We start from the raw sequence: 18,407 nt of genomic DNA, 5'->3' as shown, positions 1-18,407 counted from the left end.
TTTCCTCCCTGCGTCCGTCGGGCGCTCCCACATCTGACCGCAAAGAGCAGCCATGGCAAACAATTTTGATATCAACCAGATCCGCGCCATCCGGGATATTGAAAGTGCGACAGCCCTACTGCACGAAAATATCCCCTTCGATGAACAGATCGAGGATGCACTGCTCTTCTCCAAAGATGCCCATGCGCACCAGACGCGCAAAAGCGGCGAACCCTACGTTGTCCACCCGATCCTCGTTGCCGCGCTGGTGGCCTCCATTACCGGCGACCGGGCCATGGTCATCGCCGCGCTGCTGCATGACGTCGTCGAGGATACGCCCAACACCATCGAAGCGGTGGAACTGCGCTACGGTTCCGACGTTGCCCACCTGGTGCACGGCCTGACCAAGATCGACCTGATCCGTGACAAGGAGCTCATTCCCTCCCACTCGGACGAGAAGCTTGTCGTTTCGGCGCTGACGTTTAGAAAGATGCTGCTCGCCTCCATCAAGGATATCCGTGTCCTGGTCGTCAAGCTTTGCGACCGGCTGCACAACATGCTGACCCTCGACTCGCTGCCGCCGGCCAAACAGCGCCGCATCGCCGAGGAGACGCTCGTCGTCTACGCCCCTATTGCCCACCGTCTCGGTATCTCCTATATCAAAAACTTCCTCGAAGACCTGAGCTTTTCCTATGTGTTCGCGGAGGAGAAGAAGCGCATCGACGATTATCTGAAGGTGAACTACCACGACATCGAGCTGCGCCTCAACGGTTTCCGACAGAAGATCGCGAAGCTGATGGAGCGTCAGGGGATCATTCCGGGCAGCTACGAGATCCTTAGCCGGATCAAACACGACTACTCCATCTACCTCAAGATGCAGCGCAAGGGGATCAGCATCGACGAGGTGCTGGACCTGCTGGCGATCAGGGTGCTCGTGAACGACCCGACACAGTGCTACAGCGTCCTCGGGCTCGTGCATCTGCATTTCCAGCCGCTTACGTCGCGCTTCAAAGATTACATCGCGATCCCGAAAGAGAACGGCTACCAGACCCTGCATACGACGGTCTTCGACGACACCTCCATCATCGAGGTGCAGATCCGTACCTTCGAGATGCATAAAACGGCGGAGCTGGGGGTCGCCGCGCACTGGAAGTACAAGAGCGGCGGCAACAATATCAACCTCGACTGGCTGCAGAACCTGCAGTACCAGGAGGAGTCGATCGAGGACTTCTACGAACTGGCCAAGACCGATCTTTACAGCGAAGATATCAGCGTCTTCTCTCCCAAAGGCAAACCCTATACTCTCCCGCGCGGGGCAACGGCGCTGGATTTCGCCTACGCCGTCCATACGGAAATAGGCGACCGGGCGGAGTCGTGCCTGGTGAACAAGGAGAGCAAGAGCCTGCTGGCCGAGCTGCATAACGGCGATATCGTCCGGATCATGACCGCAGAGGAGAAGCTGCTGCGCTGCAGCTGGATGGATGCCGTCAAGACCTCCCGGGCAAAACAGCATATCCGCATCAACTGCCGCCACCGCATCCGCGACATCGACAGCCGGAGCGGTCTGCTGATTATGCGCGGCGTCATGCAGCTCAACGTGACCCGCATCCGGGAGTGGATGCGCGAACACAACCGTCTGCAGAATGCCTGGATGATCGCCCGGGACGTGGACTACCTGCGGGAGGTGCTGCACCACTACCTCAAAGATCTGCGCTCGCACAAGAAGTTCGGCGCCTTCCTGGCGTCGCACCGCTTCAAGCTCAAACTCTACCGTTTCGGCTCGATCGAGCTCTTCTCGAACCACACGATCTCGGACGTCGTTTTCGATTTCTGCTGCCACCCCAAAGCCGGGGACGAGATCGTCGGTTTCGTCAGCAACGGCAAGGCGCATATCCACCACAAGATGTGCCAGCATGCCGCGACGCTGATCGAGGATGAGGAGCCGATGCTCTTTGTGCGCTGGAAGCAGGAGAGTATCTTCCATTACCACATGATCGTCAGCATGCATAACGCCAAGGGAGCCCTGGCGGATTTCCTCACGTTCCTGGCAAAGCTGGGGGCGGAAATCGTCAGCATCGAACTGGGCAAGGAACGCCAGGAACACCAGCAGCTGTGCGAGCTGGAGTTCCAGAGTTCGGAAGCGGATATTAACCGCCTCCGCGCTAAAATTGAACAAAAAATTCATATCATACAGTTTATTCGAACGGACGACGCGTATCGCTCCGTGTGAGAGGTGAAGGGAAAGAATGACAGTAACAGAAGCATTGGCTGAGATCCGCCGCGGAACGGCGGAGATCATCGACGAGGAGCGTATCGAGACGCTGGTAAAAGCGGCCCTGGACGAAGGGAAAACCTTCAGCGTCAAGGCGGGTTTCGACCCGACGGCGCCGGACCTGCACCTGGGGCATACGGTGCTGCTCAACAAGCTGGCCGCTTTCCAGCGCATCGGCGGACGCGTCCAGTTCATCATCGGCGACTTTACGGCGCAGATCGGGGACCCGACGGGCAAGAGCGAGACACGCAAAAAACTGCTCCCGGAGCAGATCGCCGAAAATGCCAAGAGCTACAAGGAGCAGGTCTTCAAGATCCTTGACCCTGAAAAGACGGAGGTCCTTTTCAACGCCGACTGGATCAACCCCATCGGCGCGGCGGGGATGCTGGAACTCACCACCCTGATGAACGTCGCGCGGATGCTTGAGCGCGACGATTTCGAAAAGCGCTACAAGAGCGGTACGCCCATCTCCATCAGCGAGTTCATCTACCCGCTGCTTCAGGGCTTCGACAGCGTCCACCTCGACAGCGATATCGAGATCGGGGGGACGGACCAGAAGTTCAACCTCCTGATGGGGCGCCACCTGCAGCGCGCCTACGAGAAGGGCAAAGAGCAGGCGGTGCTGATGATGCCGATCCTCGAAGGCCTTGACGGCGTTCAGAAGATGAGCAAGAGCCTTAACAACTATATCGGCGTCGCCGAAGCCCCGGGGGAGATGTTCGGCAAGATGCTGAGCATCTCGGACGACCTGATGTGGCGCTACTACGAACTGCTCAGCCACAAGAGCCTTGCCGAGATCGCGCAGCTCAAGGTTGACGTCGCAGAGGGCAAAGCCCACCCGAAAAAGGTCAAAGAAGCACTGGCGATGGAAATCGTCGAACGCTTCCACAGCGCAACGGATGCCGAGGCGGCGAAGGCGGAGTTCGACCGGGTCCACGCCAAGAGCGAACTCCCCAGCGATATGCCCGAATTTACGCTTGACGGACCGGTCTGGATCGCCAAAGCCTTACAGGATTGCGGGCTTGAACCCTCAACATCGCAGGCCCGGCGCGACCTTAAGCAAGGAGCCGTTAAAATGGACCAGCAAAAAGTGGATGACGAACAGCTTCAGCTCGAAGCCGGGGAGTACATCCTGCAGGTGGGCAAGCGCAAGTTTGCACGCGTAAAGGTGAAATAGATGAGTTTCGAACCGCTGAAAATCGGCAAATACACTATTGATAAACCGATCGTTCAGGGCGGTATGGGCGTCGGCATCAGCTGGGACCGTCTGGCCGGCACCGTCTCCAAAGAGGGCGGCCTCGGCGTTATCAGCGCCGTCGGGACCGGGTATTACGAGCAGAAAGAGCATGCGCACAAACTCGTCTCCGGACGCCCGCTGGATGTGGAGAACTTCTACTCCAAAGAGGGACTCACGGCTATCATCAACAATGCACGCAAGATCTGCGGCGATGCGCCCCTGGCTGCCAATATCCTCTACGCCATCAACGACTACGGCCGTGTCGTACGGGACGCCTGCGAAGCGGGAATCGACATCATCATCACCGGAGCGGGACTGCCGACGAACATGCCCGAGTTCACCGAAGGGTACCCCGATGTCGCCCTCGTGCCGATCGTCTCCTCGCCGAAGGCGCTCAAGATCATCTGTAAGCGCTGGGAGAAGCGTTACAATCGCCTCCCCGACGCCGTGATCCTGGAAGGACCCAAGAGCGGCGGCCACCAAGGCTTTACCTATGAGCAGTGTTCCATGGAGGAGCACCAGCTCGAGAATCTGGTCGCTCCGGTCGTCGAAGAGGCGGCCAGCTGGGGCAATATCCCCGTCATCGCCGCCGGCGGTATCTGGGACAAGAAGGACATCGAGGAGATGATGGCGCTCGGTGCCAAAGGAGTACAGATGGGGACCCGGTTTATCGGGACCTACGAGTGCGACGCCCACCCGAACTTCAAGAAGGTCCTGCTCGAAGCAAAAGAGGAGGATATTCACCTCATGAAGTCCCCGGTCGGCTACCCGGCCAGAGGCGTGCGCACGAACCTGAGCAGCCTTGTCGAAACCCGCACGGGGCCTGCGATCAAGTGTATCTCTAACTGTGTCGCCCCCTGCGAGCGCGGGGTCGAGGCGAAAGCGGTCGGTTTCTGCATCGCCGACCGCCTCAGCGACGCCTATGAGGGGAACACGGAACTGGGCCTCTTCTTCTCCGGTACAAACGGCTACCGGATCACCGAACTCATCAGTGTCGCCGACCTGATGAAAAAGCTTACCGAAGGCGAATAGGTCGTAATGACGTTGAAGCGGCTCCGCGCAATCGTCACGGCTCTTACGCTGACCGCGTCTGCCCTCAGTGGGATGAACCTCTCCCAGGCGGAGACGGCGCTTCAATCCAATAAACAATCCGAAATTTTCCAGGCATACGATACGTTCAAGTCCGCCTATATGGACGCAACGGTTGAAGGGGACGCCGCCAAGAAACGGCGTGCGCTGGAGGGGATTGTTGCCAGCGGAAACAAACTGCATATCGACGTCAGCGACTACCGCAACAAGCTCAAAACACTGCCGGCGCCGACAACGGACGTCAAACCGGCCCCGGCGGCGGAGCCGGAACCGGTCGCAAAGCCGGAACCGGCTTCGAAAAGCAGAGTGAAAGCACCGAGCATAAAGGGGCAGAACCGCCTTGACGAGGTCGAATGGGACAGCGGCAATCTCGTGTTTCATTTTGAGAAACCGCTCTCGAACAGGGATGTCAACTTCTTCAAACTGAAAAAAAGCGGCAAGCACGGCTACCGCTACGTTCTCGACATTCACGCGGTACTGGACAGGTCCCACACGCTGACCCACCGCGATCTCAAGCGCATCAGCCTCACCCAGTACAAACCGCACACGATTCGTCTGGTCCTTGAAAGTTCCCAGGCGCTGCCGGTACGCTTTGCCAAGCATGAGAAGACATTGACCGTACGCGCCGGGCTCTCCGGGGTGACCTCGCCGAAGCGCGTGCCGGCGCTGAGCCCAGTCCAGGCCCGCAACAAGGAGCGGGTGATTGTGATCGACCCCGGGCACGGGGGCAAAGACGGCGGGGCCGTCGGGCACAACCGATACAAGGAAAAAGAGATCGTCCTCTCCCTGGCGGTGAAGACGGCCTCACGCTTGCGCGAACGCGGTTATACGGTCTACATGACCCGCAGCAAGGACAAGTTCATCAAACTGCGCAACCGCACGGGCTACGCCAACAAGAAGCGGGCGGACCTCTTTATCTCCTTGCACGCCAACGCGGTACCCAAAAGCAAGGCGCGAAAAGCGTACGGCATCGAGACCTACTTTCTCTCCCCGTCGCGTTCAAAGCGGGCGACGAACGCCGCGGCCCTGGAGAACAAGGCGGAAGTAGAGGATATGGATTTCTACGGGAAGAGCACTTTCTTGAACGTCCTCAATTCCGAGAAGATCGTTGCGTCGCACAAATTGGCCATAGACCTGCAGTCGAGTGTGCTCTCTTCGCTGCGGGCCCGCTACAAAGAGGTGAAGGATGCCGGCGTGAGAGAGGGGCCGTTCTGGGTCCTGGTCGGTGCGCAGATGCCGGCGGTCCTCGTCGAAATAGGCTTTATCACCCACCCCAAAGAGGCGGTGCGGATTCACAGCAATACGTATCAGGATTATTTTGCCAGGGGCCTGGCGGAGGGTGTGGAGCGCTATTTCGCGAAGAACCGCTAGGGGCCTATTCGCTTTTTTGCGGCAGTTTCCCGGAGACGGATTCGCGCTTGGCGATCAGCGACTCGATCTGCGCTTTGACCTTGTCGTAGCGGAACTGCTCTTTGAAGCCCTGGATACGGCCCCCGGAGGCGTTAGGGTGTCCGCCGCCGCCCGCCCACTCTTTGGCGATGAGGGAGACGTCGACCTGGTTGTTGGCGCGCAGGCTCATCGTCCCGCGGGGGCTGATGTCGACGATGAAGTCATACTCGGGGTAGGTGACGAGGAAGCCGTTGCCGATGATGGAGGTGTTGCCGACGGCATAGCTTAAAAAGCCGCGGTACCCTTTGTAGTAGATCGTCATCTCTTTGCGCTTCGCCCCCATCAGGGAGACGATGTACTTCGTCACCAGGTTGTCGAGGGTGTTGTTCTCCTCTTCGCGGAAAAACCCCTTTTTCATCAGATGGATCTTCTCGTCCAGTACGATCGGGGCGTCGGGCAAAGCGATCATCGCCGCGGCTTCGGTCAGCAGGCTCAGCTTGTAGGCGCGGTCCTGCTCGGCAAAGAGGGTGCGCCCCAGCTCGCGCGTCTCGCTGACGAGGCGCATGAGCACTTTGCCGTATTCGAAATTCTCCCTTTCATCCTGCAGCCAGAGGTCGACGGCGTTGACGACGGCGACATAGGCCTCCATCCACGCAGGTTCTTCCTGCAGCCAGCCGTGCTCTTTGGCAAATTCGTAGGTGATCTTCGTGGCGCTGCGGTCCGTGTCGAGCGTATACCATGCATAGCGGGCCGCACTCTCTTTGCCGCTGCCGTGGTGGTCGAGCAGCTGCAGGGTGACGTTTTTGCCCGATTCGTTGAAGCGCTTGACCTCGGCGTCGAGCCAGCGGGATTCGTCGGGGGTCAGGTTCAGGTCCGTCACAAGGATCATCGCCTCGGATTCGTGCGCGATCGCCTCGACGATCTGGCGCAGGCGCTCGGGGACCTCCTCGCCGTAGTTGGCATTGTAAAAATGCATGGTGTGGGGCGTGTGCTGCATGACGAGCTGGCAGCTGTAGCCGTCGAGGTCGATATGGGAAAGATGGTAAATGGTCACAATGGCCTTTCTTGGGTTACTGTTCGATCAGGTCGGCGAGGGTGAGTTTCTCGAGGAAAGTGTCGATCTTATCCTGGAGCCGGTTGACGACGGGCCAGATCTGGCAGGTAGTCGCCTTGTCGGAGGGGCAGTCTTTTTGGGATTTGGAGCAGTCGAAAACGGAGGGGTTTTTCCCCTCGGCGGCGCAGGTAATGTCCCTGACGGTGATGTCGTGCATATCCTTGGCCAGGGCGAATCCGCCGTTGGCGCCCTTGAAGGAGTTGAGAATACCGTTGCGTGCCATCGACTGGAGGATCTTCGCGAGAAAGCTTTTGGAGATGTCGAGTTCCTTCGAGAGGGTATCGGCATCGAGGGGCTTCTCGGCCTTGGCCAGGACGATGAGCGAGAGCAGGGCGTATTCGCTGGCACGGGTGATGAGCATGGCGTCACTTTCCGATCCCATGGTGCAGGAGATCTGGTTTAATTAAGAGAAATTATATCCGATTACCCTAAAGCGTAGCTCAAAAAAAACGACTATAGAGGAGAAGTTTAGTAAAAAGCGCCTGCGAGCCGTCCGGGAAGATTGCCAAAACAGAAAACATTCGCTATAATTTCGCCCTTGTTCGATTGTGAACGAAAATTTTATTATACCCTCAGGAGGCTATTATGGCTTTGGATGCGGCGAAAAAACAAGAGATTGTTAAAAAATTCGGACGTAACGAAAACGACACCGGTTCTTCAGAAGTGCAGATCGCACTGCTCAGCACACGTATCGCTGAACTGACGGAACACCTCAAAACTTTCAAGAAAGACCACGCGTCACGCCTCGGTCTGCTCAAGCTCGTCGGTCAGCGCCGCCGTCTGATGCGTTACTTCAAACGCACAAACCGCGTAGCATACGACAAACTCGTCGCCGATCTCGGTATCCGCGACAACATCTAACGAGCTTCTACTTTTCCGGCTTCGGCCGGAGACCTCTTTTTTACTTTTTCAATCAACCGACATTACTTTTTGAACACTCTCCATGGCATATGCCCATGCAGTACGCTGGCGTTTCAGGGCTTTTAATCCGTGACGGATCCGTTTTATTGGACCCCAAAGATCTCTTTGGCCCGTTCCAGATCCTCCGGCGTGTCGATGCCGAAGCCGGTGCTGGCGACTTTGACCATGCTGATGGGCAGCCCGTGGTGGACGGCGCGAAGCTGTTCGAGCTTTTCGATGTCCTCGATCGGCGCGTCGTCGAGGGCGCAGAAGGCATGGAGGCTCCTCTTTGTGAAGCCGTAGATGCCGATATGGCCGAAGTAGGTGGCCCCGCCGCCCCGGTTGTAGGGGATCATTGAACGGGAGAAGTAGATGGCGTCATGCTTCGCGTTCACGACGACCTTGACGAGGTTCGGGTCGTCGGCGGCTTCGGCGTTGACGGCGTTGTAGCAGCTGCCCATGACAAAGGGGCGACCCTCCGCCTTGAGCGCATTCAGGCGGTCGATCAGCAGGGTCAGGACCTCCGGCTCGATAAAGGGCTCGTCGGCCTGGATGTTGATGACGAGTTCATCGTCGGGGATATCAAGCAGCTGGGCGCATTCGTTGATGCGGTCGGTGCCGCTTTTGTGCGTCGTCGACGTGAGCATCGCTTTGACGCCGTGGGCTTTGCAGACGTCGATAATGCTTTCGTCATCAGCCGCGACGACGACGTCGTCGAGGTGGGCCACCTGCCGTGCCGTGCGGACGACCATCGGCAGTCCGCCGATATCCGCCAGGACTTTTTGCGGGAAGCGGGTGGAGGCCAGACGGGCGGGGATGATGATCATGTGTATCCTTTCTTTTGGGCGAGGACGCCACGGCACTGTATAATGACGGAAATTATATCGACGGGGGGACTAAATGCTGCTTTACCAGCCGCAGGAGGGGTACTGTTACAACAGCGACTCGATCTTCCTGTACGATTTCATCTCCTCTTTCGCACCGCGGGGCCGTATGCTCGACGTGGGTGCCGGCTGCGGTGTCGTCGGGCTTCTGGTGGCCCGCGACAATCCGAAAGTGCGGCTCGAGGCGGTGGAGAAACAGGACGTTTTCGTGCAGTACGCTTCGAAGAATGCGGAGGTGAACGGGATTGATTACCGGGTCCATCACACGGACTTTCTCGCCTTCAAAGACCCGGAAGGGTTTGACTACATCGTTTCCAATCCTCCCTTCTATCACGAGGGGGCCTCGCGTTCGGAGAATGAGATGGTGCACACGGCGCGCTACAACCTGCACCTGCCCATCGACGCGTTCATCTCCCACGCGGCAAAACTTCTGCGCCCCCAGGGACATTTGCTGCTTTGCTACGACCCCCAGCAGTTCGCCCACCTCTGCGCCGCCTGCGAACGCGCCAAATTAAGAGTGGTTGATGTACAATTCGTTCATTCGAAACCGGATCGCAATGCGACCCTGGTGATGCTGCACGCCCGGAAAAACTCCCGTTCGCTCATGCGCGTCCGGCCGCCGATTTTCGCCTTTGACGAAGATGAGTTTTCCGCCAAGAGCCTGCAGGTCTACCGCGATGCAAGGACGCACAGTATAAAATGCACCCCATGATAAAAGAAGACGGCTATCCTTATGCGTTCGACCCCTCCGCCTGCGCCGGCTGCGGCGGACGCTGTTGCACCGGTGAAAGCGGCAATATCTTCGTCTCCCCCGAGGAGATCCGGGCGCTGGCCGCGGCCCTGGAAATGGCGGAGACGGAGTTCCGCCTCACCTACCTTGAAAAACGCGGCTACAAGTTCTCGATCAAAGAGCGGATCATCGGGATGTCGCATGACTGCATCTTTTTCGACCGGGAGACGAACGGCTGCCGCGTTTACACGGCCCGCCCTTCCCAGTGCCGCACTTTTCCCTTCTGGGAGTATTATAAGACCCGCGTTGATGAGCTCAAGCGGGAGTGCCCGGGGATCGTCGATGTTTAAACGTATTGCCTGCACGGCCCTTTTGCTGCTCTCTTTCGCAGGCTGCAGCCTGAAAGAACCGACACTGTCGCCGCAGACGAAGGCGTTCGAGGAAGAGGATGCCTACGCCCTGTTCGCTCTTGACGCGGAGGCGCACGGGCAGTACGCGACGGCGGCGCAGCTCTATGCGGTGCTCTACGAAAAGGCGCCGCGGCTTCCCTACCGGGACCACTTTTTTGAAAACCTGCTGCATGCAAAACAGTACGACGACGTGCTCGAAAATGCCCAGGCGTTCCAGGAGCAAGAGGGGTTCAATGCCCAGATAGAGCGTTACCGGATCCGGGGGCTGCTCGGCAAGGGAGAAGTCAAAACGGCCGAACAGGCGGCGCTGGCGCTGCTGAAGAAGACGAAGGCAAAGCAGGATTACATCGGGGTATCGGAGATCTACGCACGCCAAAAGCAGTACAACACGGCACTGCGCTACCTGGAGAGTGCCTACGACCTCGATTACGACGAGGCGGTCCTCGACCGAATGGCGGTCATCCTCTACGTCAACCTTGACCGCCAAAAAGACGCTATCGCCCAGCTTGAGACCCATATCCGCCTTCACGGCTGTTCCCAGCGCATCTGTAAACGACTGGCGGGACTTTACAGTGAGCAGAACAACGTCGAGGGGATGCTGGGGACCTATCTGCGGCTTTACGGCAACTACCCCACCCAGGACGTCGCCGATGCGATCGCCCGCATCTACAGCTATCAAAACGACATGCTCCACCTCAAACAGTTCCTGGAACAGCACCATTCGGATGATGCCATGCTGCTGAAGCTCTATATCAACGCCAAGGAGTACACCGCCGCTTCGGAACTGGCACAGAAGCTTTACGAGCAGAGCGGTGATGCGACCTACCTGGGACAAAGCGCCATTTTCGCTTTTGAAGCGGCCGAGGACAAAACGGATCCGAAGCTGGTCGCGGAGATCGTGGAGAAATTGAAGACGGCGGTCAAGAGCGAAAAAGACTCCCTGATGCTCAACTATCTGGGATACCTGCTCATCGATAACGACGTCGATCCTGCGGAGGGGATCAAGTATGTCGAGGCGGCTCTGCGGCAGGAGCCTGGTTCGCCTTTCTACCTCGATTCGCTCGCCTGGGGCTACTACAAGCTCGGCCAGTGCCGCAAGGCTGACGCCACGATGAAAGAAGCGCTCAAAGCGATGGGGGGCGAGCGTGACCCCGAGCTGGACAAACATGTCAAAGCCATTGAGGAGTGCATGAAACGCTTACGTAAAACAACACAAGGAAAGCAATGATTCTGGATGAGATTATCGCGAAGACCAAAGAGGACCTCGCCCGCCGTGAAAAGGAGTACAGCATGGATTGGCTGGGGCGCTCCCTCGCCTTCAATGCCCGTGCGCCGCGGCCGGTCATCCCGCACCTGCAAGCGACGGAAGAGGAGCCCTACCGCATCATCTCCGAAGTGAAAAAAGCGAGCCCTTCAAAGGGTGTGATTCGCGAAGACTTCGACCCGGTGGCCATCGCGCAGGCCTATGAGCGCGGGGGTGCGAACGCCATCTCCGTACTGACCGAGCCTCACTATTTTCAGGGGAGCCTGGACTACCTCGCGGAGATCCGCCGGTATGCGGCCATTCCGCTCCTGCGCAAGGACTTTATCGTCAGCAAGTACCAGCTGGTTGAAGCCCTCGTCTACGGCGCTGATTTCGTCCTGCTGATCGCCAAGGCGCTCTCGCGCAAAGAGCTGAAAGAGCTGCTTGACTACACCCGCCACCTGGGGATGGAGGCGCTGGTCGAGATCCACGACAAGGCGGACCTGACCAAGGCGATCTTCGCGGGTGCGGACATCATTGGCATCAACCATCGCAACCTCGAGACCTTCGAGATGGATATGGAGCTGAGCTACAAGCTTATCCCGCTCATCCCGAACAACAAGATCATCGTGGCCGAGAGCGGCATCTACGAGCACGGTCAGCTGGAGGATCTGGGCAAAGCGGGCGTCGACGCCTTCCTTGTCGGGGAGTCGCTGATGCGCCAGGACGACGTCGAAAGCGCGCTGCACTGTCTGAAAACGGGCGAGGGCTGCCCGAACTAATCCCCCTCAAATTCCGGTAAGAGCCGGATATATAAGATCCTGCTAACGTCTCAATGCATCATGCCGCTTACGGGCATGGTCGCCGTTAAAGTCACCCGCCCATCAACTCCGATGCTTCCATCACCACGACGACACCCGTAGGGTCATACGCCTGGACGATCTGCCGGACGCTTTGGACTTTATTGTTATCCACGATCAGCATCAGCAGCCGCCGTTCGTCTCCCGTGTGGAGTGTCGTTCCTTCGAGGATGACGCCGCCTTCATGCCCCAGTTTGTGCAGGAGATGGGCTTTGAGGGTTTCGGCGTTCTCCGAAGAGATGTGCAGCACTTTTTTGGAGGGGCGGCCTGAGAGGATCAGGTTGATGCCCCTGGCGCTGATGTAGACGCCGACCAGGCTCCAGAGCATACTGTCGAGTTTCGGGAAGACGAATCCGGCCGAGAAGACGATCAGGGCATCGAGCGCGATGATGAGATCCCCCTCCTTCCAGTGGCTCCTGTGGGCGATCATGCCGGCGATGATGGAGGGGCCGCCGGGCGATGCGCTGGCTTTGACGATCAGCCCTACGCCCAGGCCGATGAGCATCCCGCCGAAGACGGTGCCCAGCAGCGGTTCCTGCGTCAGGGCGGGGAGCTTCAGCATTTCCAAAAACATATCTGCTGACATGGCGATGACGACGATGGCAAAGATGGTCCGAAACGCGTATCCCCGGCCGATGAACTTCATGCTCATGAGCACCATCGGGATGTTGATGGAGAGCATGATCGTCCCGATGGAGATCCCCGTAAAATAGTTGACAAGGATGGCCATCCCGGGGGTGCCTCCGGAGGTGATATGGTTGGGCACAAGGAAGAGGGTGACTCCCGCCGCCAGTACGATACCGCCGATGAGGATCTGCAGGTAGCGTCTCAGCTCCAATGTGATTTTCGTTGTCATGACTTTTCCTTGGTGAATATACTATCGGACAGTGCTCGGAACTCTGGACGGCAAAAGGGTGTCGTGAAGAGAGGGCTGGGACCGTTCCGTCCGGGAAGTGACGGAACGGGAAAGTTTATGAAAGGAGTGTTTTGACGCAGCCGCTGATGCGTTTGCCGTCGGCCTGGCCCGCGAGCTCTTTGCTGGCCTTTCCCATGACCTTGCCCATATCTTTCATCGTGCTCGCACCGGTTTTTTCGATGATCGCCTTGACGGCGCTTTCGAGCTCGGCGTCGTCGAGCTGTGCCGGAAGGTAGGTTTCGAATACGGCGATCTCGGCCATCTCTTTGTCGTACAGCTCGTCGCGTCCGGCGTCCTTGTACTGGGCCGCCGCGTCGTTGCGCTGCTTGATCTGTTTTTGAATGATGGCGATGACATCGTCGTCGCTGAGCTCTTTGCGTTCGTCCACCTCGATCTGTTTCATGGCACTGCTCAGCAGTCTCAGCGCGTCACGGCGCTGGACCTCCTTGGCTTTCATCGCTTCTTTAATATCGTTTCTGATCTGATCTTTGAGCTCCATAAATTATCCTTTGCATGTGATGGCGACATTATACCCGCCTTAGATAAGCCTAAAAGAAGACGCCTTCTGTCACGGCTTTTCATATTATTAACCCTTATGCTATAAAATGGGGACAATTGGAGTGGAAAGGAGTCCCGTGAAGCTTTTCAAGAAAGAGTATATGAACATCTATTTTGTGACGGCGGTGCTGGTGGCGGCCTTTGCCTTTATGGCAATCAGCACGTGGGATATCGTCGGCGACGTCAATGAGCAGACCAGCGCCGACCTCGCCATCGACCGGCAGGTCGACGCCTGTTGGGACGAGAACAACCTCGACGAGTAGTCACGCTTTCTTACGGCTGAGCATCAGGGTGCCGAGCAGGACGCCGAGGGCACCGAGAAAGACGATGGTGTACCCCGTCGGCAGGTCGAAGGTGTAGGATGCGGCGATCGCCGCGGCGCTGAAAGCCCAGCCGAAAACGAAGGCGAAGCCCAGCGGCGGGAAACGCTTCTGCATGGACGCCATGAAGACCGGTGCGATCAGCAGGGTAAAGACGACGAGCACGCCGGCAAGCTGAACGGATGAGGTTACGGTGACGGCGAGCATGACAAAGAAGAGCAGCTCCTGCATGAACCCTGTTAGACGCGGGTAGAGCTGCCAGATCAACAGCCCCAGCAGGGCATAGACGATGCTGCTGTAGAGCACGTGTTCGAGGGGGGTGAAGAGAATGTCGGTGGCCAGTAGCGCCTTGAAGTGCTCCATCCCCTCGGCGGAGTTGGCCAGGACCATCATGACGCCGCTGGCTCCCAGGACGTAAAGAATCCCGATAAAGGCCTCCAGGTGCAGGTTCCTGTGGGATGCAAACGCGATGAGCACGGCACTGAAGAGGGCGCTGCCGAGGGTGAAAAGGTAGAGATAGTCGCCGTGGAAATAGCCCAGGCTGACGGCACTGCCCAGCGCCGCGAACTGGGCGATGGCGAGGTCGGTGAAAATGATGCCCCGCTCGAGCACCCCTTTGCCGAACCAGGCGTGGATCATGACGAGCACGAAGACGAGCAGCAGCGGCGGCAGGAAAATATCAATCATCGGTGAGAGCCTTTGTCAGGTAGTCAAACAGGGCTGTGAGGGAGTCGATGGACTCCAACGCCCCGATGTCATGGGGCATCAGGATGACCCTGATCCCGGTCTTGTCCCGGATGTATTCCGCGGTCTTGGTGGAGTGGTAGACGTCGTGCAGAATACAGCAGGGATGCTTGGCTCGGATCTTCCCGATCACGTCGAGGGTGTGACGCGGGGAGGGCGGGATCCCCGGCAGTGGCTCGATCGTGGCGATATTTATGAGGCCGTAGGCCTTGTTGAAGTAGGCGAGGTTGTCGTGGAACTGCACGACTTTCATTCCCTGTTTCGGGGCCATAACCCGCGTCCAGCGCTCGAGATTTTTTTCCCATTCCGCATTAAAACTTTCCAGGTTCTTTTCATAAATGCTTTTGTGCTCCGTATCGATCGATGCGAGAAAGAGCGCGATCTGTTTTGCCAAGAGCGGGATGTTGTGTGGATCGAGGTGGAAATGGGGATTGCCGGCAGGGTGGATATCCCCGTTTGCCCGGTCGACCTCGCTCGGTTTGTTGATCAGCTCGATGCCCTGCGCCAGGTTCAAAAAGGTCGGTGCGCCCGGATTGACCTTGGGGTTGTTGCCGCGGCGGATCAGTGGAGGGAGCCAGCCTATTTCCAGCTGGCCGCCGTTCATGATCAGCGCGTCGGCCCGGCGCATCTTGGCGATGAGTGAGGGGCGGGGAACGACAAAGTGGGGATCCCAGTTGCCCTTGGCCAGTACGACGGTCGTGACGTGGTCACCGCCAACTGCCCGCGTCAGCGCGCCGATGTAGGGGTAGGTGACGGCGATGTTGAGGTGGGCAAGGAGCGCGGCAGGCAGCAGAAGGATAAAAAGCAGTTTTTTCATGTCAAACCTTTATAGATCGGGTGTCATCCCATACTAAGCGCCAAGAGCGCGTGCCCGAAGGAGCTACCTTCGGAGCTTGCCCTGGCGAGTACAGACGGATGTCTTAAAAATCGTGTGCCGCGTGCGCCCCGATGGCAATGTTGGCCTGCAGCATAATCGTATCGACGCTCTGGCGTTGGCCATCCTCGTTATAGAGGGCCGTATTGTGATTATACTGAAGACGGAAACGGCTGAACTCGCTGGGGTGGTACTCCACCATGGCGCTGATGCGCTCAAATCCGTCTTCCATATCCTGGAGCACGTCGTTTTTCGTGACGTCGTTTTGATAGATATTGTCGTAGCGGACGCCGGCACGCCAGTTCATGTTGTAGGCGTAGACGAGCTGGGTATAGTAGCCGGCCTGCTCTTTGCGCAGGGAGGCGGAGGTCGTCGTGTTGACATCGGGCTGCGCATACTGGGTGCCCTTCATGTCGCGCATCATCCATTCGCTCTGCCAGGTCAGGAAGCTGTAGGAGTCGAAGTAGTGTTTGACGGTCAGGTCGGCACCGTAGAGTGAACTCATGCCGGAAAAAGCGTGGGGCGTTTCATCCTCGAAGTGGTCAAGCCGCGAGGTGCCGCGTGCGTAGGAGATACCGGGCATAACGGTTGTCTCGCCGATATCAACGGCGGTTTTCGCATAGGCGACAAAGAGGGCGGGCGCGTCAGCCGATTCGGCCAGCGGCGCGGCATCGGGGTCGGTCGCGGTCGGGTCGGCGATGCTGGCGGTGCCGAACATCATCTCGTTCTCGCCCTGGAGTACCTCGCCCCCGAACATCAGGTAGGTCTCTGTCGGAGCGACCCACTGCAGCTGGACCCCCTTCTCATTGATACCGTGATCCCCGAGGAAGGCCTGGTAGATGAGCGGCATGTCCCCGAAATCCCAGTAGTGGTGGTGCTGGGAGTTGAGGCGGCCGAAGTTGGAGAGCAGTTTCCCGCCGCGCAGACGCAGGCCGTAGGGGAGGGCGGTCGAGGTGAAATAGGCCTCTTCGATCTCGACGCCGTTTTCGCTGAAGTGGAAGGTGCCGTCAAGGGTGAAGTAGGGGTCGACGGAGCTGGAGAGCACTAGTTCGCCGTAGTTGAGGTTAAAGCCGTTGTAGGCGTTGTAGGTGGCGTGGGAGTTCCCGTCGTGGGCGTGGGCCCCCATGATGCCGTGGGCGACACCGGGGATCTCGTAGTGGGCGATCTCGTCATCTGTCTTATTGCGGGTAACGTAGGAAGCGTCAAGAATCAGAGAGATATCCGGAATAAACTTGGACTGTTCGAAGGTACGCTTTTCGACCGGAAGGATCGTAGCGGCATCCGCGAAGAGCAGTGCGTAGAAAAGGGGCAGGGAGATAAAAGTTTTTTGCATTAAATAGACTCCGTTTAATCAGTGCACCCGGGTTGGATTTGTGATGGGTGCTGCATAGTGCTATGGTTTTTTTGTAGGGATTAAACGAAGCGGGGAGGGGCCCGGGCCGGAACGAAGTGGAAGGCAAAGCTGCTGTGGACTTTGGCGGCCAGGCAAGGCTCTTCAGTGTCATGGAAGAGGATAAACGGCTCGAACGGTTTGACGATATCGGGTGCTGCTGCGTGGGCGACGACGGTACAGACGGGACAGTGACTCCCGTCATGGTGCGCACTGAGGGTGTGCAGTGCTTCGCCGCTGAGGGCGACGAGGAACAGCAGTAAGAGCAGCAGGCGTCTGGTTCGCATGCGGCATTATAGCGCACTGCCGATCTGCTCCGGCGGATCAAATGTGATAAGAATGCTATATAACAATAAAGTTTATAAAAAATTAATATATCGGTGCTATCATATTGTTTATTGTTTTTAAAAAGAGTAAATATGAAAATTTTTCCGGCAAAAATCCTGGTTGTTGACGAATCACCGAAGCATATCGTCACCGTCCGGGAACTGTTCGCAAAAGAGGGGTGCAGCGTTTTGGGGGCAGAGAACGAAGACGCGGCAATGGCGATAGCGGGCGCGCTGAATATCGACCTGATCCTGCTTGACGCAACGGCGAAGAACATCGACGGCTACGGGATCTGCAAGCGGCTGAAATCGGAAGCCAAGACCCAGGAGATCCCCGTCATTTTTACCGGGATGATCCCGGGGGCGCAGGAGATTAAACGCAGTTTTGAAGCCGGCGGTGCGGACTGCATTGTCAAACCCTTCAACAGTTCGGAACTTTATGCGCGGGTCCGGACGCACCTGGAGTTGCGAAAACACCGTGAACGGCATGCTGATGAGACGGAGGAGGATCTGATCTACACCCTGGCGTATGTCGGGGAACTCCGTTCGCAGGACAAGGGGCATCTCAAAAGAGTCGCGGGATACAGTGCGCTGCTCGGCGAGCTCTACGGACTCCGTCCGGAAGCCATCGAGATGCTGAAGAGGGCTTCGGCGATGCATGATATCGGCAACGTTATCGTTCCTGAACGGATTCTGAACAAACCTCTGCCGCTGGAAGCCAAAGAGCGCGAGGCGGTACAGCACCATACGCAGTGGGGGGCCCACATCCTCAGCCGCACCGATCGGCCCGTACTGAGGGCCGCAGCGATCATCGCCGCCCAGCACCACGAAAAGTTCGACGGGAGCGGCTACCCTAAAGGACTGAAGGGGGAGGATATTCATATCTTCGGGCGTATCGTTGCCTTGGCGGACGTGTTTGACGTGCTGCTGAGCAAACGCAGCTATAAAGAGGAGTGGCAGGTGAACAAGGCGTTGGCCTATCTTACCGAAGAGAGCGGCAAACATTTCGATCCTAAACTGGTAGAGCTCTTTGTCGACAACCTCTGGCAGTTCCTGGATATCCGCCAAAAACACGGGGCGTGATCAGAATTTGATCCAATCCTAACCGCTCCTTTGTTAAAATTCCGTCAATGAAATACATGGGCGGTCAGCCCGAAAAAAGGCGAAACGGA

General features: G+C 57.7%; 20 protein-coding genes. 11 read left to right on the top strand and 9 right to left on the bottom strand.

The window, feature by feature from the left end; translation table 11 throughout:
- The first annotated feature begins 52 nt into the window (after positions 1-52).
- From WCX72_RS10505 to WCX72_RS10490, 4 genes are read left to right on the top strand one after another with little or no spacing between them, the layout of a single operon-like run.
- Positions 53-2,209: a RelA/SpoT family protein gene (locus WCX72_RS10505; protein WP_345969729.1), complete on the top strand. Its 2,157-nt coding sequence runs from the start codon at positions 53-55 to the stop codon at positions 2,207-2,209.
- 16 nt (positions 2,210-2,225) lie between these two features.
- Entirely contained in the window at positions 2,226-3,428 is a 1,203-nt protein-coding gene (gene tyrS, locus WCX72_RS10500; protein WP_345969728.1) for a tyrosine--tRNA ligase, read from the top strand.
- Positions 3,429-4,520 carry a nitronate monooxygenase gene (locus WCX72_RS10495; protein ID WP_345969727.1) on the top strand — a complete coding sequence of 364 codons (1,092 nt, stop codon included), beginning with the start codon at positions 3,429-3,431 and terminating at the stop codon, positions 4,518-4,520.
- A gap of 6 nt (positions 4,521-4,526) precedes the next feature.
- Positions 4,527-5,948 (top strand): N-acetylmuramoyl-L-alanine amidase, encoded by a 1,422-nt coding sequence (locus WCX72_RS10490; protein WP_345969726.1) that lies wholly within the window; start codon positions 4,527-4,529, stop codon positions 5,946-5,948.
- Between the two features lie 4 nt (positions 5,949-5,952).
- Here the strand turns inward: WCX72_RS10490 and WCX72_RS10485 are convergent, their stop codons facing one another.
- Both WCX72_RS10485 and WCX72_RS10480 read right to left on the bottom strand, forming a co-directional pair.
- Complete coding sequence (locus WCX72_RS10485; RefSeq protein WP_345969725.1) at positions 5,953-7,020, bottom strand: phosphoesterase; 1,068 nt, start codon at positions 7,018-7,020, stop codon at positions 5,953-5,955.
- A 16-nt stretch (positions 7,021-7,036) separates the two neighbouring features.
- Positions 7,037-7,441: an Rrf2 family transcriptional regulator gene (locus WCX72_RS10480; protein ID WP_231021237.1), complete on the bottom strand. Its 405-nt coding sequence runs from the start codon at positions 7,439-7,441 to the stop codon at positions 7,037-7,039.
- 224 nt (positions 7,442-7,665) lie between these two features.
- On the opposite strand from WCX72_RS10480, the gene rpsO reads away from it, so the two are divergent.
- Entirely contained in the window at positions 7,666-7,941 is a 276-nt protein-coding gene (gene rpsO / locus WCX72_RS10475; RefSeq protein ID WP_231018996.1) for a 30S ribosomal protein S15, read from the top strand.
- Positions 7,942-8,084: 143 nt separating this feature from the next.
- On the opposite strand, the gene kdsB is transcribed toward rpsO, so the two are convergent.
- The gene (kdsB, locus tag WCX72_RS10470) at positions 8,085-8,807 is read right to left on the bottom strand and encodes a 3-deoxy-manno-octulosonate cytidylyltransferase (RefSeq protein WP_345969724.1); all 723 of its coding nucleotides are present in this window, start codon (positions 8,805-8,807) and stop codon (positions 8,085-8,087) included.
- Positions 8,808-8,880: 73 nt separating this feature from the next.
- On the opposite strand from kdsB, the gene WCX72_RS10465 reads away from it, so the two are divergent.
- The 4 genes from WCX72_RS10465 to trpC are packed head-to-tail and all read left to right on the top strand — an operon-like array spanning position 8,881 to position 12,029.
- Positions 8,881-9,576, top strand: a complete 696-nt coding sequence (locus WCX72_RS10465) for a methyltransferase (protein ID WP_345969723.1) — start codon at positions 8,881-8,883, stop codon at positions 9,574-9,576.
- The gene (locus tag WCX72_RS10460; protein ID WP_345969722.1) at positions 9,573-9,944 is read left to right on the top strand and encodes a YkgJ family cysteine cluster protein; all 372 of its coding nucleotides are present in this window, start codon (positions 9,573-9,575) and stop codon (positions 9,942-9,944) included. Before WCX72_RS10465 ends, WCX72_RS10460 begins: the two co-directional genes overlap by 4 nt.
- Positions 9,937-11,232 (top strand): hypothetical protein, encoded by a 1,296-nt coding sequence (locus WCX72_RS10455; RefSeq protein WP_345969721.1) that lies wholly within the window; start codon positions 9,937-9,939, stop codon positions 11,230-11,232. Before WCX72_RS10460 ends, WCX72_RS10455 begins: the two co-directional genes overlap by 8 nt.
- Positions 11,229-12,029 carry an indole-3-glycerol phosphate synthase TrpC gene (trpC, locus tag WCX72_RS10450; RefSeq protein ID WP_345969720.1) on the top strand — a complete coding sequence of 267 codons (801 nt, stop codon included), beginning with the start codon at positions 11,229-11,231 and terminating at the stop codon, positions 12,027-12,029. The genes WCX72_RS10455 and trpC overlap by 4 nt, the downstream gene beginning before the upstream one ends.
- 91 nt (positions 12,030-12,120) lie before the next feature.
- Here trpC and WCX72_RS10445 read toward each other — a convergent pair whose 3' ends face one another.
- Both WCX72_RS10445 and WCX72_RS10440 read right to left on the bottom strand, forming a co-directional pair.
- Positions 12,121-12,963, bottom strand: a complete 843-nt coding sequence (locus tag WCX72_RS10445; protein WP_345969719.1) for a YitT family protein — start codon at positions 12,961-12,963, stop codon at positions 12,121-12,123.
- A 115-nt stretch (positions 12,964-13,078) separates the two neighbouring features.
- Positions 13,079-13,522 carry a GatB/YqeY domain-containing protein gene (locus WCX72_RS10440; protein WP_345969718.1) on the bottom strand — a complete coding sequence of 148 codons (444 nt, stop codon included), beginning with the start codon at positions 13,520-13,522 and terminating at the stop codon, positions 13,079-13,081.
- A gap of 136 nt (positions 13,523-13,658) precedes the next feature.
- Here WCX72_RS10440 and WCX72_RS10435 point away from each other — a divergent pair, with 136 nt between their 5' ends.
- Entirely contained in the window at positions 13,659-13,844 is a 186-nt protein-coding gene (locus tag WCX72_RS10435) for a hypothetical protein (protein ID WP_345969717.1), read from the top strand.
- On the opposite strand, the gene WCX72_RS10430 is transcribed toward WCX72_RS10435, so the two are convergent.
- From WCX72_RS10430 to WCX72_RS10415, 4 genes are all read right to left on the bottom strand, one after another.
- A complete protein-coding gene (locus WCX72_RS10430; RefSeq protein WP_345969716.1) occupies positions 13,845-14,588 on the bottom strand; it encodes a metal ABC transporter permease in 744 nt (247 codons plus the stop codon).
- A complete protein-coding gene (locus tag WCX72_RS10425; RefSeq protein ID WP_345969715.1) occupies positions 14,581-15,462 on the bottom strand; it encodes a zinc ABC transporter substrate-binding protein in 882 nt (293 codons plus the stop codon). Before WCX72_RS10425 ends, WCX72_RS10430 begins: the two co-directional genes overlap by 8 nt.
- Before the next feature lie 103 nt (positions 15,463-15,565).
- Positions 15,566-16,852 carry a hypothetical protein gene (locus tag WCX72_RS10420; protein WP_345969714.1) on the bottom strand — a complete coding sequence of 429 codons (1,287 nt, stop codon included), beginning with the start codon at positions 16,850-16,852 and terminating at the stop codon, positions 15,566-15,568.
- An 80-nt stretch (positions 16,853-16,932) separates the two neighbouring features.
- A complete protein-coding gene (locus tag WCX72_RS10415; protein ID WP_345969713.1) occupies positions 16,933-17,196 on the bottom strand; it encodes a hypothetical protein in 264 nt (87 codons plus the stop codon).
- Positions 17,197-17,328: 132 nt separating this feature from the next.
- Between WCX72_RS10415 and WCX72_RS10410 the strand changes: the two genes are divergently transcribed.
- Complete coding sequence (locus tag WCX72_RS10410) at positions 17,329-18,318, top strand: HD domain-containing phosphohydrolase (RefSeq protein ID WP_345969712.1); 990 nt, start codon at positions 17,329-17,331, stop codon at positions 18,316-18,318.
- Positions 18,319-18,407: the final 89 nt, after the last annotated feature.

It is taken from the genome of Thiomicrolovo immobilis, from assembly GCF_039645955.1.
GTDB classification, from domain to species: domain Bacteria; phylum Campylobacterota; class Campylobacteria; order Campylobacterales; family Sulfurimonadaceae; genus Thiomicrolovo; species Thiomicrolovo diazotrophicus.
This window is presented reverse-complemented; position numbering and strand designations above follow the sequence as displayed.